General features: G+C 63.1%; 9 protein-coding genes and 1 pseudogene. 4 read left to right on the top strand and 6 right to left on the bottom strand.

Going from position 1 to position 14,372, the window contains the following annotated elements; genetic code table 11:
- Positions 1 to 426: 426 nt before the first annotated feature.
- Together C1I98_RS01590 and C1I98_RS01585 are read left to right on the top strand one after the other, a co-directional pair.
- Positions 427 to 3,705 (top strand): type ISP restriction/modification enzyme, encoded by a 3,279-nt coding sequence (locus C1I98_RS01590; protein ID WP_146607237.1) that lies wholly within the window; start codon positions 427 to 429, stop codon positions 3,703 to 3,705.
- Positions 3,706 to 3,950: 245 nt separating this feature from the next.
- Positions 3,951 to 4,169 carry a hypothetical protein gene (locus tag C1I98_RS01585; RefSeq protein ID WP_146607236.1) on the top strand — a complete coding sequence of 73 codons (219 nt, stop codon included), beginning with the start codon at positions 3,951 to 3,953 and terminating at the stop codon, positions 4,167 to 4,169.
- A 367-nt stretch (positions 4,170 to 4,536) separates the two neighbouring features.
- On the opposite strand, the gene C1I98_RS01580 is transcribed toward C1I98_RS01585, so the two are convergent.
- Together C1I98_RS01580 and C1I98_RS01575 are read right to left on the bottom strand one after the other, a co-directional pair.
- Complete coding sequence (locus tag C1I98_RS01580) at positions 4,537 to 5,586, bottom strand: hypothetical protein (protein ID WP_146607235.1); 1,050 nt, start codon at positions 5,584 to 5,586, stop codon at positions 4,537 to 4,539.
- A gap of 109 nt (positions 5,587 to 5,695) precedes the next feature.
- Positions 5,696 to 6,538 (bottom strand): annotated as a pseudogene (locus C1I98_RS01575) (IS5 family transposase).
- Between the two features lie 228 nt (positions 6,539 to 6,766).
- Between C1I98_RS01575 and C1I98_RS40260 the strand changes: the two are divergent.
- Entirely contained in the window at positions 6,767 to 7,198 is a 432-nt protein-coding gene (locus C1I98_RS40260; RefSeq protein WP_146607234.1) for a hypothetical protein, read from the top strand.
- Here C1I98_RS40260 and C1I98_RS01570 read toward each other — a convergent pair.
- The gene (locus tag C1I98_RS01570; protein WP_111165247.1) at positions 7,111 to 9,039 is read right to left on the bottom strand and encodes an ATP-dependent nuclease; all 1,929 of its coding nucleotides are present in this window, start codon (positions 9,037 to 9,039) and stop codon (positions 7,111 to 7,113) included. The two genes, C1I98_RS40260 and C1I98_RS01570, sit on opposite strands and share 88 nt — an antisense overlap.
- Positions 9,040 to 9,400: 361 nt before the next feature.
- Positions 9,401 to 9,607: a hypothetical protein gene (locus C1I98_RS01565; RefSeq protein WP_111165246.1), complete on the bottom strand. Its 207-nt coding sequence runs from the start codon at positions 9,605 to 9,607 to the stop codon at positions 9,401 to 9,403.
- On the opposite strand from C1I98_RS01565, the gene C1I98_RS40255 reads away from it, so the two are divergent.
- Entirely contained in the window at positions 9,597 to 9,986 is a 390-nt protein-coding gene (locus C1I98_RS40255; protein WP_146607233.1) for a winged helix DNA-binding domain-containing protein, read from the top strand. The two genes, C1I98_RS01565 and C1I98_RS40255, sit on opposite strands and share 11 nt — an antisense overlap.
- 236 nt (positions 9,987 to 10,222) lie before the next feature.
- Here C1I98_RS40255 and C1I98_RS01560 read toward each other — a convergent pair whose 3' ends face one another.
- Complete coding sequence (locus tag C1I98_RS01560; RefSeq protein ID WP_111165245.1) at positions 10,223 to 12,655, bottom strand: DEAD/DEAH box helicase family protein; 2,433 nt, start codon at positions 12,653 to 12,655, stop codon at positions 10,223 to 10,225.
- Positions 12,652 to 14,244: a site-specific DNA-methyltransferase gene (locus tag C1I98_RS01555; RefSeq protein WP_111165244.1), complete on the bottom strand. Its 1,593-nt coding sequence runs from the start codon at positions 14,242 to 14,244 to the stop codon at positions 12,652 to 12,654. Before C1I98_RS01555 ends, C1I98_RS01560 begins: the two co-directional genes overlap by 4 nt.
- Positions 14,245 to 14,372: the final 128 nt, after the last annotated feature.

Raw genomic sequence — 14,372 nt, 5'->3', positions numbered from 1 at the left:
AGCCCCGCCCGTGCCATCGATCCCCGCCGCCCGCACAGGCCGGTCGGAACGGCAGGGGCGTACGGCGCGGCCACGGCGGCTGCCGTCCGAATAGCAGGCGGGTGGGATAACGCCAGGCGCATAGCCGTACCCCTCGAGTTCGAAGGCGGCTTGCAGCCCCAGCCAAAGGCGTGGTCCATGCTGACATGCGGGCGTATGACGGTGGAGGCGTCTTAGCTTCCGCTGGTTCACAGGGGCACCCTTGCTGACTCCGATACACACCTGGGAGATAGGACATTTACACCATTAATTAACAAATTTCTCTTATGCCCCTATCGTTAATCACTTCCGATGCCATGATCCGCTTCTAGTGCAAAGTTTTGCTATTTTCTCTAAGATGGCATTTCTTTGGACCGAGGGGACCGCGGCGTGCCTTCTCGTAAAGTCGTGGGTTACGAACATGCTATCGAAAAAGCGATATCCATGTTCGGTTCGGAGGTAAAGCCCAAGCTCAGAGGGGCAGGCTGGCCCGAAGACCAACTGCGTGGCCCTCTGGAGACGCTCGTGAAGGTGGCTGGTCGCGGCCTCGGCCTCAGCGTCACGTTGACAGGGGAAGTCCCACTTGTCGACCTCGACGCGCGTCCTGACTATGCGGTTGAGGTCGCTGGAGCGGCAGTCGGACACATCGAGCTCAAAAGGCCGGGCCTGGGGGCCGATCCGGAGAAACTTGTCGGCCGCAACGCCGCGCAATGGGCAAAGCTCCGCCTCCTGCCGAACGTGCTCTACAGCGACGGCAACGAATGGGGACTCTACCGCAACGGGCAGCGGATCGGAGAGATCGCTCGCCTGTCCGGCTCCATCCGGACCGCTGGCGACCGGCTTGCCCCAGCAGACAGCGGGTTCGCTCGTATCTTGCAAGACTTCCTTACTTGGAAGCCTCAGCCACCCCGCAGCATCGGTCAGTTGGTTCGAGCTATTGCCGGTCTGTGCCGTCTGCTCTGCGAGGAGGTGAAGCAGGCGATCAAGCTGGAGAAGGCCGGTAAGCGGACCCGAGTCTTCACGGTGCTCGCCGAGGACTGGCGGCGCCTGCTTTTCCCTGAGAACAGTGATGAGGATTTCGCTAATCAGTACGCGCAGACTGTCGTATTCGCTCTTCTGCTGGCCCGCGTGGAGGGCATCGTCTTCGAGGGCGAAACCATCCACGGAATCGCCACCAAGCTCGGCAAGAAGCACTCCCTCATGGGCAAGGCCCTGGACATCCTGACCAGCGACTCTTTGGAAGGCCTGTCCACCACGCTTACCACGCTGCTGCGGATCATCAGCCCTGTCGACTGGAGCCTTCTCGACAACGGCTCGGGAGACGCCTACCTGCGGCTATATGAGGACTTCCTGCAAATCTACGACCCCGAACTGCGGGAGCGGACCGGCTCGTACTACACCCCCAACAAGGCCGTCTCCGCCATGGTCCGGCTCACCGAGGACATCGTGAGACAACGCCTCGACGTCGCCTCCGGGTTCGCCTCGCCCGAGGTGGTGGTCGTCGACCCGGCGATGGGCACCGGAACATTCCTCCTCAACGTCCTGGAACGCTCCGCCGCGGCGATCCGGGAGGAAGAAGGCACCGGCGCGGTAGGCCCCCGTCTGCGGGAGATGGTGGGTAGCCGTCTGGTCGGGTTCGAGATGCAGACCGGCCCTTACGCTGTGGCGGAACTGCGCCTGCACGCCACCCTCAAAGACCACGGCTCTACCGCACCGGCGGACGGCCTTCGCCTATACGTCACCGACACATTGGAGAACCCCAAGGACGACTTCGGTTGGCTCCCCAGCACCTACAAGCCGATTGCCGAATCCCGTAAACAGGCCAACAACGTCAAACGCCACGAACGGGTCATGGTCGTCATTGGCAACCCTCCATACGACGCGGTACCCCAAGGCGCCGGCAAGTGGGTAGAGAAGGGCGACCCCGAGTCCGGCGAAGCCGCCCCTATGGACAACTTCCGGCTCGACGGCAACGGCACCTACGAGTCGAAGATGTCGAACATGTACGTCTACTTCTGGCGGTGGGCTACCTGGAAGGTCTTCGACTGTCACAACGATGCCCCCTTCGGTGTCGTCACCTTCATCACGCCGAAGGCATGGCTCAAAGGCCGCGGGTTCGCTGGAATGCGCCGTTACCTGCGTGAGGCCGCGGACGAAGGCTGGATCATCGACGTCTCTCCAGAGGGACAGCGACCGGACGGCTCCACCCGCCTATTTCCCAATGTCGCCCAAGAGCTTTGCATCGCCATCTTCGTCCGCTGGCGAGACAGGCAGGACGGGCCTGCTGTGGTTCGCCATCTGCAGATCGCCGGGCATCGAGATGACAAGCTCGAACGGCTGTCGACGCTGGCGCTCACCGATCCGCAGTGGCAGGATTGCGCAGACGAATGGACCGCCCCGTTCCTGCCACCAGGCAGCGATCTATGGGAGACGAGCCCGAAGTTCGGGCACCTCATGCCATGGTCGTCGCGCGGGGTGACACCGGGACGGGTGTGGGTGTATGCGCCCGACAAAGCGACGCTGGCCGAGCGCTGGCGGCTTTTCCTCGCCGCTGATACCGATGACCGTCGCGAGATGCTTGGGGAGGCTAGAGACCGCAAGCTCGACAGCATCGTCCCTTCCTTGCCAGGCATCGCCTCGCGCGATGGGGTGACGCTCGAAGACGAGCACCGGCCCCATCCGAAGGCGGTAAGGGTCGGGTACCGGTCCTTCGACCGCCAGTGGATCATCCCCGACTACCGGCTGATGGAGGTCGGCCGTCCTCATCTGTGGCGGGTACGCAGCGCCCGTCAGGTCTACGCGGTCGAACAGAATGCCCAAGCTGTAACCGGCGGGCCCGGTCTCGTCTTCAGCGCTCTTATCCCCGACATGCATTACTTCAACAATCGCAGCGGATGCACCCGGCCCCTCTACCGGGACGCTACGGGCACCGCGCCGAACCTGACACCAGGGCTGCTGGAGATGCTGAGGCAGCGGCTCGGTGTGCCTGTGGAGCCCGAGGACGTCCTGGCCTACATCGCGGCGATCGGCTCTCACCCCGGCTACAGCGAACGCTTCCGAGAGGACCTGGAAGTACCGGGGGCACGCATCCCGCTGACGGCCGACCCTCGACTGTGGAGCCGCGGAGTGAAGATCGGCCGGCGGGTGCTGTGGCTGCACACCTATGGCGAGCGGTACGTCGACGCCGACGCCGGACGTCCGGCAGGTGTCCCCCGGCTTCCTGCGGCTGACCGACCCCAGTGCGTCGAGGAGATCCCTGACACACCGGACGGCATGCCGGACGGAAGGCTCACGTACGACCCGGCTACGCAAGATCTGCGGGTGGGGACTGGGCGGATCACGCCGGTACCGCCCGAGGTCCGGAGCTACGCGGTCTCCGGCATGAATGTCCTGGACAAGTGGTTCGGTTATCGCCGGAGGAACCCTGCGGGCAAACGGCGCCTGCAGCTTGATTACGTGGTCGCGTCCCGCTGGGCACCCGAGTGGACAACGGAACTGCTGGCCCTACTCAACGTGCTGGGGCTCCTGGTACGCGAAGAACCCGCTCAAGGCGAGCTGCTCGCCGAGATCTGCGATGGCCCGCTCATCACCGTAGAGGAGTTGACGAGCGCGAACGTTCTGCCGGTTCCCTCTATGGGTGTGGGTCCCCTGAAGCACAAAGAGGAAGGGGCTCTCTTCGATCTTTAAGCCTCGTAGCATTTTCTACGTCGACACGATCTTCCGGAGACGTCCCTACGTGCGGTTCGCCAGGAAGTCGCCACCCGGCGCGTGCACATACTGCGTGTGACCGCCAATCCCACCGGTGCAGGGACGATACAGCACGTCCGCAAACTACTCATTACCCCGGGACGCGGATCGGCTCGTTCGGCCTTTTCATCCGCGACCGAGAAACCAAGGTCCCAAAGTGTTCGACGAAATCTTCGCCGGTGCGCGTGACGGTGGTCAAGACGCCGCCGCGGATGCCGCGGGCGAACTGCTATGTCGAGCGGTGGGTGCGCACCCTATGGCTCGCGTGCACCCGCCGCATGCTGATCTCCAGCGAACGGCATGCCGTGCTGGTCTTGGTCGACCTGAGAAAGGACGAGACCTTCCACAGGCTGGCGCTGGATTCGGCGTACCGACGACAACCGTCTGCCAGGCAAGACTCATGACCTGAGCGCCGACCGCATTTGGGACATCCTGCGGGAACTGGATGAGGCCGGGATCATCGCCTTGGCCGAAAGACGCGCCAATGAAACCGAAGGCCTAGTCTACAAGGGCAAGAACAAGCCGGAGTTCGAAAAACCGGCCATCCGCTGCCATGCCAGGCTCCGCGGCGCTGCCGCACATACGAATGCCGTCTCCTACAGGGCGGTCCGAGCAATGTTCGAGCTGTGCGCGTCATCGGTCGCTAGGCTGCTGCCTGCTCTGGGCGGTGATCGCCTTCTCAGACCGCCGCACCCATTGCAGGGCGAGGCCGAGATTGCTCAACGCCCCGCCTTCGCCGTGCCGATCGCCGGTCTCACGGCAGATGGCCAACTACTTCTGGATGTTAAGGCTGGCAAGCATGGCGGGCATCGGACGCTGCGCGGTGGAGTTGGGTCGGCCGGTTGCCTCAAAGGGGAACAGGTTGTCGACCCACAGCAAACCGGAGAGCTCTGAAGGTATGTCCCAGCGTGATGATGGGAAAGTCGAGCTGCCGATGTAGCCATCGCCGATGTTGAACTGGAAGGTCATGCTCATCTCGCCTGCGAGAAAGTCGTCCAGTTCACGAAGTGTGAGGCCGGTGAAGGGATGCGCACCTACCGCCACAACCAGCGGGAGGTCGTGTTCGTCGACTATCCGGCGGTACTTGCTGATCTTTTCGCGGACTCCGGGGACGATCTGTGCTGCGCTGACTTGGCCTGCGATGGAGCTTGGCGGCTCGAAGCAGGCGCGGAGGCCGAAGGGAGATGGGATTTGGCGGCCGTACCGGTCCGCCAGGACCAGAAAGGTAAGGCCCAGACTGGTGGTTATCCTCGGTGGGCATAGCACACTGCTCAACGCCCTTTCGACCTCCCTCGCAAGCCGCTTGGCCTCTTTTGAGTCGGGCGGGTCAATCGGGCTGCCGGTTGACTCCAGCGTGAGCACCACACCGATCGGGATCTTTTTGAACTGCTGCGTCACTTGATGCCACGCTCGCATCGACCTGTAGGTTCTCTGCGGCGGGGAAGCGGTGTAAACCTCAACCAAGCACAGCGGCTCGCCGGTGGCCGCCATGACGGTCCAGTCCGGTGTCTGACGGCCCCAGAGGTGGTCGTAGACGGCGTTAAGCCCTGCTTGGCGCAGTGCTGCGCCAACGGCCATTTCGAAGTGGACTGACCAGTAGTGGTCGTCCTGCCACACCTTCCGCGCTAGCTGGTCGGCCTGCTTGGCAGGTAGGAGGTTCAACTGCCTGCTCAGCCACTCTCGACGCGGGGCGAACTCGTCGTTCACGGCGTTGTCGTAGGTCAGCTCACGCCCTTGCGGCGTTTTGCTGCCGTGGCGTCGGCGGTATTCCTCGACAAACGCCGGACCGAACCGGTTCGGGAAGGTTTCGGTATTAGTCACGTCACGAAGTGTTACATGGCTGCTACCCGTCCGAGGGCGAATCGTGCATCTCCCTACGGGGTGCACACCCACTCCCTGAGTGGGCGTTTGGTCCTTTCTGATCCCGAGTTCAGGTGCCGCGCCATGTGGGGGTGGTCTCGCCGGTGAGGCGGCGGGTCATGAGGTCGATCATGGCGATGTGGACCATTGCTTCGGAGTGGTCGGGGCGTGTTTCGTAGTCGCGAGCGAGGCGGCGGTGGAGCATGAGCCAGCCGAGGGTGCGCTCGGCCGCCCAGCGGCAGGGCAGGGGGGTGAAGCCTCGGGTGGCGGGGTCGCGGGTGACGACTTCGACGTCGATGCCGAGGATGGCGGCGCCGTCGATGACGGTGGTGCGGTAGGCGCTGTTGGCCCAGGCCTTGGTGGGGTGGGTAGCGGCGACCTGGGTGAGCAGGGGGGAGCCCGGCGGCGCTGTCGGAGACGCCGACGGCGGTGACCATCGCGGCGAGGAGCAGGCCGAGGGTGTTGACCACGATGCTGGGCTTGCGCTTGGCGATCTTCTTGCCTGCGTCGTAGCCCTGGCTGGGGGCTGGGACGTTGGCCGAGGTCTTGACGCTTTGGGTGTCGATCACGCATGCGGTGGGTTCGGCGTTGTGGCCTGCGGCGGTGCGCACAGAGCGGCGCAGCAGGCCGGACAGTCGGTCGAAGACGCCGTCCTTCTGCGAGTTGCGAAAGTAGGCGTAGGCGGTCTGCCGGGGCGGGTGGTCGTGCGGGAGGTAGCGCCAGGGGATGCCGGTGCGGTTGACGTAGAGGATGGCGTTCAGGATGGTGCGCAGGTCGTGCTCGGGCGGCCGGCCGATGGGCAGGGCACCGGTGCGGCGTTCGGCGCGCCAGTGCTGTAGGCGGTCAGGACGGGTTCGACGAGGGCCCATCGGGCGTCGGACAGGTCGCTGGGGTAGGGCCGCGGTTCGGTCATGTCTTGGGGTACTGCGGGGCGGAGGCGTTGGCCAGACGGCTGTTCGGCCGTCGATCAAAGTGGGGCGAAGCACTATGCTTCGGGATGAGACGGGATTATCGAGCCTAAAGGCGGTAAGTACCCCCCTTGAATCGCCTTCTTGGTTCCAAAGTGGGGCGAAGCGTGCGCCAGTCGGCGATCGATTGGTTGATGTAGGGCGGTAGATATGCCCCCATCTACCCACTAAAGGTGCGGCCGATCCAGCGGCTGCTGCGTGCTGCTCTGGGCGCGGCCATCGGTGCGGACGGGCGGATCAGACGGGTCCCCGACTTCCGGCGGGTCCGGCAGATCATCGGCTTCTCCCATGACGAGCAGCGCCGCGTGCAGTGGCTACACGATGATGCCCCGCTGCATGTGGAGTACGCCACCCCGCTCATCGACATGGGCCTGACCCGCCAGGGGTGCCAGCACCTGCTGGCCTGGCACGGACGCCCGAAGGTCGTCAAGAGCGCCTGCGACGTCTTCCCTGTTGAGTTCCGTGCTGTTGCGGTGCAGGGAAGACGTCGGCCAAGACAGCGCTCGATGGGGCAGGCTCAGCGCTTGGGCAGCAGCGCGTTGAGCCGCGTGAACAGTTGGTCGGCGCGTGCGATGGTGGCAGTATCAATGCTGGCCGCCAACTGAGACTGCTCGCGGAGGAGGGCCGCGGCCGGCTTGTAGTGGTTGAATCGCTTAGCGATCTTCCGCTTCTGGAAGACGGCTTCGATCTGCCGGACGATGCGTGGGTCTTTGGCGTTGAGCTCCGCGGCGGTGATCGGAGTCGCGAGTTCTGAGCTGTAGGCCCGGTTGACGAGCTCAAGGTAGAAGTCCCGCTCGAACAGGTCTTCAACGTCGGCGTCGGCGGTTCCGGTGAACTCCCTGATCTCGACAAGGCCGTTCTTGGCGAGCTGGCCGTTGTCCCGAAGGCGTTGGACAGCTCCGACGTCCTTGGTGCTGGAGTCAACGAGGACCGCGACGTTCAGCTTGTTTGCGCCCAGAAGTGTCACGAAGGTGGAGAGCTTGCCGGCGCCTCCGATGGGCGTCTTGACCCAGCGGGGATCAAGGCCAGTGGAACCGGCTGATTCGGCCACGTCCGTGAGGACGTCCAGATAGATCAAGTCGCTCGGGCCTTCAAGCAGCAACGTGTGTTCGCCGACGAACAGCGTCTGGGTCATTTCGACGCCCATCGCGGCCAGCAACGGGAAGGCGGTGTCCTCGTCGGCCTTGAAGATCTCTGCGGAGACCTTGGCGCCCCCTCGTTCCAAGTCGATGACCGTGCGGACCCGGTCGAGGTGCTCGGGGTCGACCATGAAGGGCGAGTGGGTCGTGTAGAGGACCTGATGCTTGGGCGCCAGCCGCTCGTCGATCAATCGAAGGAGATCCTCCTGGGCGCGGCCGTGGAGGGACAGGCCGGGCTCATCGAGCAGGAGGATCAGGTCGGTGGTGCCTGCCGCCTCCAACTCATTGAAGTAGGCCAGAAAGGAGAAGAACCAGACGAAACCACGCGAGCGCTCGTCGAACGGCACCGATGCCCGGTGCCGCCGGTTGAAGACGCGGACCTGAAGGATCGGCCCCTGATCGTCGGGAGGCAAGGCGCCAGGCTCCGGGGCGAGGGTCTTCAGCTGAACTTCCAGCTCCTTGTTCTGCGACCAGTACTCGAAGACCTCGTCAGAGATGACGTTGCCCGCGTTTTCCAGCTCGCGGATCAGGCGCTCGTGCTCGTCGGAATCGTTGAATTCCTCAGGGGTGACGCCGGCGATGTCGAGGAGGCTGAGCAGGGCCCGTTCTCCCCGGGTGATCTCGCCCGCCTGGCGGCGTCGGATCAAGTCGGGCAGGGACACCTTGCCGGGCATCGAGTCGTAGTCGTCGAAGTAGACGAACTTGGGCATCCATGCAGACGCATAATCGTCGATGAGATGCTTCACGAGACTGCACTCGCGCCATCCGCGGATCCGCTCCGCCAGTGCGTTCGCGCTGGAGGGCGGCTCCTCGAGTTCATCGAGAGCGTCAAGGAGCTTCGCCGTGGTGGTGGCGCTGCTGAGCGCCTGGGCAGCCGCAGCCGGCAGGTCCAGCGTGGATCGCAGGTGGTCGACGATGGCGGCCTCGTCATAGGGGATCGCGAAGATCTTCCTGCCGTCCCGGTAACCGATGGTCACCTCGAACTCAGGGTTGCGAAGCGCCCCAGGGCCCAGCTCCGCCTCGATGATCTTGATCTCCTCCTCGGTGAAGCGGAAGGTCGCCCGGACAACCGGGACCTGCTGCTTGACGGGGAGTTGCTTGCGTTCCTTCGTCTTGCGGGCCGGATAGTCGATCACCTCGTCGAACCCGACGCTCTCGACCGGCTTGAGCCGATAGAGCGCCTGCAGGAGGGTCGTCTTGCCCGATTCGTTCTTGCCGACGAGACAGGTGACGTCGTCCTCAATGTCGAAGGTCTCGGAGTCCTCGACGGAACGGTAGTCGGTGACACGCGCCCGGATCAGTTGCACTCTCGCGTAAGTCCTTTCGCAGGTCTGTGAGGAGACCCGGGGCTAGGCGGTGAGACGATGATCACATCGCTCTTGCTCTGCGTGTCTTGGGCGGTGCGATCGAGGTGAGTTCCAGACGTCAGTGTGGAGCGACCCGGGCGCCCGTCGACCTCGACGACGCCGGGGTCCTCAATGAGCTGATTGAGTCATAAAGCTGTATCAGAGCGTAGCGATTCCCTCCGACATTCCGGAGCCGATTTCCGTCGCCCTCGCCAGGTTCTGAGGGGTTTTGTGACCCGCTCGCCAGGAGGTCTATCGGGCGGCATCGAGATAGATGAACCTCCGCCGCCGGTCACTTCGGTCACCAACGGCCGAGGTGGGCTCAGGATCTGGCCGGAAGTGGCCTCACTCTGGCGGCCTGACCTGCCCTGGCCTGCCGGAGCTGGTGGTTCTCGACGGTCAGCACGTTGACCACCCGCGCGAACTCCTCGACCTCGGCGACGAGCCGCCGGTTCTCGGCCCGCGTCTCCTGGAGCCGGCTGCGGGCCCGCCCCAGCGAGCACGACAGCCTGATCGCGATGCTGACCAAGGCCGCCTGCGTCTACGGTGTGGCCACCACCGCCGACCTGATCGAGTACTTCCGCCTCCCGTGCGCCGCGGCGGCACAGGCGCTGCCCCACACCGGTCTGCTCGACGCCACGGTCGAAGGGTGGGAGCAACCGGCCTGGATCCACCCCGAAACACTGAACCAGGCCGACACACCAAGCACCCGCACTTCAGGCGCCTGGCCGGCCGCGCCGCCGGTGTTCCTGACCCCCGTTCGACAACCTGTGCAAGGCCATCGCGGTACTCCAGAACTACGAAACTGCCCAAGGATGAAAAAAGGTTCAGTACAACTCGTTCCCTTGCCCGAAGTGGGACGTTCACGGGAGCTGCTACGGCGTGAGCGTTTGACGGCGCAGGGATAGAAGGGGTGCCGACGGCACGCGCTAATGTTCCGTTGGCGCGCGTCCTGGTTGTGCTGCCCGGTTCTTGCTGCCCCGGGCTGCGCACAGCCCATGCACGATCCGGCTGAGGAGGCCGACCTCGCGGATCAAATACAACGACGGCTGGTCGTCAACGATCTGATCAACGAGTACCGCCGAGCCGCAGGGCCGAGACGCCCGAAGGCCAGGTGATGTGATGTGAATTTCGCGTGCATCCTTCATTCGGGTCTGGCGAGTGCGATGAGTGATTCCCAAGAACCTCGCGCGTTCTTGATGATGCTCTCTGTTGCAAATATGTATCGCCAGTTGCCGAACTCTGCATAGTCTCGCACAAAACGGGCCCAGTCTTCCGCTGCTCGCTTTTTGTCCTGTACTTCGGTGTCGTTGGCGCGATCGTCAGCCTTGCCTTCGACGACCCAATGAGTCTCGTTCGTGTCCAAGACGATGAAGTCCGGGTAGTACTTCTTGCCGTTGTCTCGCTCGATCCAGATAGGACCTGGATCGTAGTTGCGTAGCCACCATTGGACACTCGGGGATGAGTCGAACAGGTGCGCCAAAGCATACTCGGTACTCTTGGCATCGAAGGAAGCGACTGGCTCGATGGAGTGTTCCCACCCTTCGTACCAGAGGTCTTTGCGGAAGTTCGCCCACTTATTCACAACATTCGACGGCATGGGCGGTGGTGGCACCGTCGGAACGTCGATGGGCCGGAAGGCGTACGTAGGCTGGAGCTTACGGTTATCGTACGCGGCCTTGACGAGCTTGCCGAGAGCGATGGCAGCTTGCCGGGCGCGTAGCTCTCCCCACTCATGCCCTTGATCCTCGGCTGTGACGCCGGCGCCTTTCAGAAACTCGCGAACTACACGCTCGGCTGCTCGGGATTCGGGCAGGCTCTCCTCGGTGTAACCATTGTTCCAGATCCGGTCGTATAGATCGTCGCGGAGCTCGGCGACAGAGATGTGCTTTTGGGTAGCGTCCACGGACTCCGCTGCCTTGAGGTTCACGCCAACCGTGCCATCGACGCCCCGTTGCGCATCGACGGCCTGGCGCGCGAGTGTGACCTTGAACTCGTGTTCGTAGGCACGGCCCTCGGCTTGGGCAGCAGCGTCGGTGATATAGCTAAAGGAGAACCGGACGGGGAGGATTTCCTGTTCCCGTCGCGGGAAGCGAATTGTTGGTGCGCCTGCGACCTTGGCGCGCAGTGTGGAGACAGCCTTCCTGTCGCGCTCACCTTGGGCGATAGCATCGTCCATCGACTCCACCTGCAGCAGCAGCGAACCATCCACAATGTCGTCGCCCAGGAGGCGTGGACGGGAGGTGAAGTTCAGCATTTCCTGTTGTGATGGTTGGTCGTCGTCGTTCGGCCGGTTAGTCCCGAGGTCGGAGCGGGGACGGCCGTCGTCTATCTCCCCACCACCAACAGGCAGCACCCTCTGCAACAGAGCTTCCTTGTTGGCCAGGAGTTGCCTGTACGACTCGTGTGCTACCAGATCGACCGAGTCGACCATCGGCGTGCCGACTCGTCGCCCATAGGGAAGCCGCAGCCCGCGTCCAAGGACCTGTTCGGTAAGAGTTTCGGAGGCAAGGGCACGCAGGCCGACGATGACACCAATGTTCTTGACGTCCCAACCCTCCTTTAGCTTGTTCACCGAAACCACGGCGCGGACCGGCGAATCTGGCTCTTCTACCCCGGCCAGTGCACGCAGTGCGACCTCGCTGGACTGAGAGGTGATGGTCAGGACCTGTCCCTCGCCGGGAAACAAGTCATCGGCCGTTAGCCGTTCGGCGACTCGCTCTGCATCGGAGATGTCGCGGCAAACCACGAAGAGGACGGGATGGACAGGGAGCTTGCCCTGGCTTTCCGCCCACGCGGTCCAGGCAGCGTCCTTGATTCGGAGAAGATGACATGCGTCGGTCAGGACGGTTTGCTCGTCCTTGCGCCCATCCGGGCGGTAGACGATCACCGGAATCTTCACGTACCCATCAGCGATGGCCTCAGCCAGGGAATAGCGGAAGATCGGCTCAACCCCTGGAGCGGGCGTTGCTGTCAGACCAACCACTGCTCTTGCGCCCAGGTCGTCGATCGCCTGATTAAACGCCTTAGCTTTGGCGCTGTACACGTGGTGTTCGTCAGCGATCACCACCAAGTCGTCCACGCCTTGGAGATGTTGATACAGACCAGTTCCGATGAACTCGTCCTGGGCACGGACTCGGCGAGATGTTTTGTCGCTAGGCCGAATCAACTGCTGGACGTTGAAAACGAACAGCTTAGTGACGGTCTCGTCGTGTAGTGCATCACCCACCTGGCCACGGGCGAAGTTCTCTGACGTGATCACTAGCGGTTCGACATCATTACCAGCCACATACTTGGGGTGACCGGGCGTGAAGTTGGCCACCGTCTTGTCCTGGATGGTCGTGCCTGGTGTGACCACGAGAATGTTGCGGACTCCTTGCGCTGAGAGGTAGTCCACCAGGCCAGTGAGAATATAGGTCTTGCCTACGCCGGTAGCGAGGTCGCAGACCACTTCCCGACCGCTTCCGTCAGCGATTGTCTGGGCTACGGCGCGGATGGCGTCAGCGTTGGGCTTCCGAAGGTCGAGCCTGGCTGCAATGTCATCCACCAGCCCTGCATCATAGGTGATCCAGGTCACCGCACTGCCCTCCCACGTCGCACGAGGTCACGCGGTGCCTTCAGCACCCTTGACCCACGACTCAACTCGCTGACGAGACTCTCCGCTTCAGGGGTGACCCCTCTGCCCACCAGCACTACGCGCTCGCCTTCGTCCAGATGCCCAAGAACCCCACGTGCCACCACTTCGTCCACCACGCCATCGATGACGGCCAAGCGCGCCCGTCCGCGACGTCCGCAGAAAGGCCCGACCTCCATACCGTCGCAGGTGAAGCCAAGCTGCGCGGCCACGACTGCGACAAGATCTTCGCCTCGGGCCCATTCTGCAAGGAAGACACGATTCTTCGCGATCTCGAATGCGGACGGAGCCACATGCATACTCCGGAATCCGCCGCCGCCCGCCCATCCGACTGCCTTGGTCACTCCACCTGGGTCATCACCCGAGACGACCTTCTCCAGGCGCGGTCGGGTGAAGGTCTCCATTGTCCCTGTCGACAGTTCGGCAGCGATCCAGCGCCGTCCCATCTTGTGCGCGACCGCCGGGGTTGTCCCTGAGCCCGCAAAGACATCGACGACTACGTCGCCGCGATCGCTGGCAATCTCGATCACGCGCTTAAGAAGCGCCTCAGGCTTCGGGGTGGAGAAGATGCGTGATCGGTCGAACAGTCGCGTCACCTCGCCTTTGGCTTGGCGATTATCTCCCACTTCGTCATGCGTCCAGAAAGTAGTGGGGACAAGTCCCCCGAGTTCCGACTGAAATCGCTTTCTAAACGGGAAAGTCCGCCCGGTTTTGCCCCACCACAGCCGGTTGTCTTCGCGCAGTGCCTCAAAGGTTTCCTGAGAGCAGGACCACCACCGGTTGCCGCGTGGGGCAAATGCATCTCCATGTGGTCCTATCACCTCATAGCGGCCGTCTTCGTAGGCGTGCGAGGCAGTCAGATCGGATCTACGCCAGGGGCCGCGAGGGTCGTCGTCAGGATTCCAGAACTCCTGGTCGCTCAGCTCGGTGCGATCGATACGGTTTAGGACCAGGTCACTCTTGGAACGGGCATAAACAAGTAGGTAGTCGTGGACCGTCGAGAGATGCTGGGCCGAGTTGTTTCGGGCATGAATCTTCTGCCAGACAATGGTTCCTACGAAGTTGCCCCGCCCAAAGATCTCATCCATGAGTACCCGACAGTACGCCATCTCCGCGTCGTCCAGATGCACCCAAACTGATCCGCCGGGCGCCAAGAGTTCGCGGATCAGAAGTAGTCTATCGCGCATCATCGTCAGCCATACCGAGTGCTCAAGCGAGTCGTCATAGTGCTCGAATGCCTGGCCGGTATTGAAGGGAGGGTCGATGTAGACGAGTTTAACCTTCCCTCGATATTCCCGACTGTACTCCGGAGTGCGGGTGAGAGCCTGTAGTGCACTGTAGTTGTCGCCCTGAATGAGGAGATTATCCGAGGGCGTTCCCGTGACCTCGCCAGTCTTGCCAATCTCGCGCAGCAGGCGGATCTCGGTGACACGGGGATCCTGGCGGGATACCCACTCGTAACCGCCATCCGCCGTGTTCAGCAGGGACTCGTCTCTGCCGACCCAGGACAGAGCCAGACGCCCGCTCGCCACCTGCGATCACTCCCTTGCAGCTCGAACAGAGTGTGACCGTTCATCACACAGTCCAACACCGGATGCCACCGTACCGGTCCCCACCGACGAGACGAGCTCGATCGAGAGCTTCATATGCACCTTGGCGT

It is taken from the genome of Spongiactinospora gelatinilytica, assembly GCF_003236385.1.
In the GTDB taxonomy this organism is placed as follows: Bacteria; Actinomycetota; Actinomycetes; order Streptosporangiales; family Streptosporangiaceae; genus Spongiactinospora; species Spongiactinospora gelatinilytica.
Note: the sequence above shows the minus strand (reverse complement) of the source record. Positions and strands in the feature narration are given on the sequence as shown.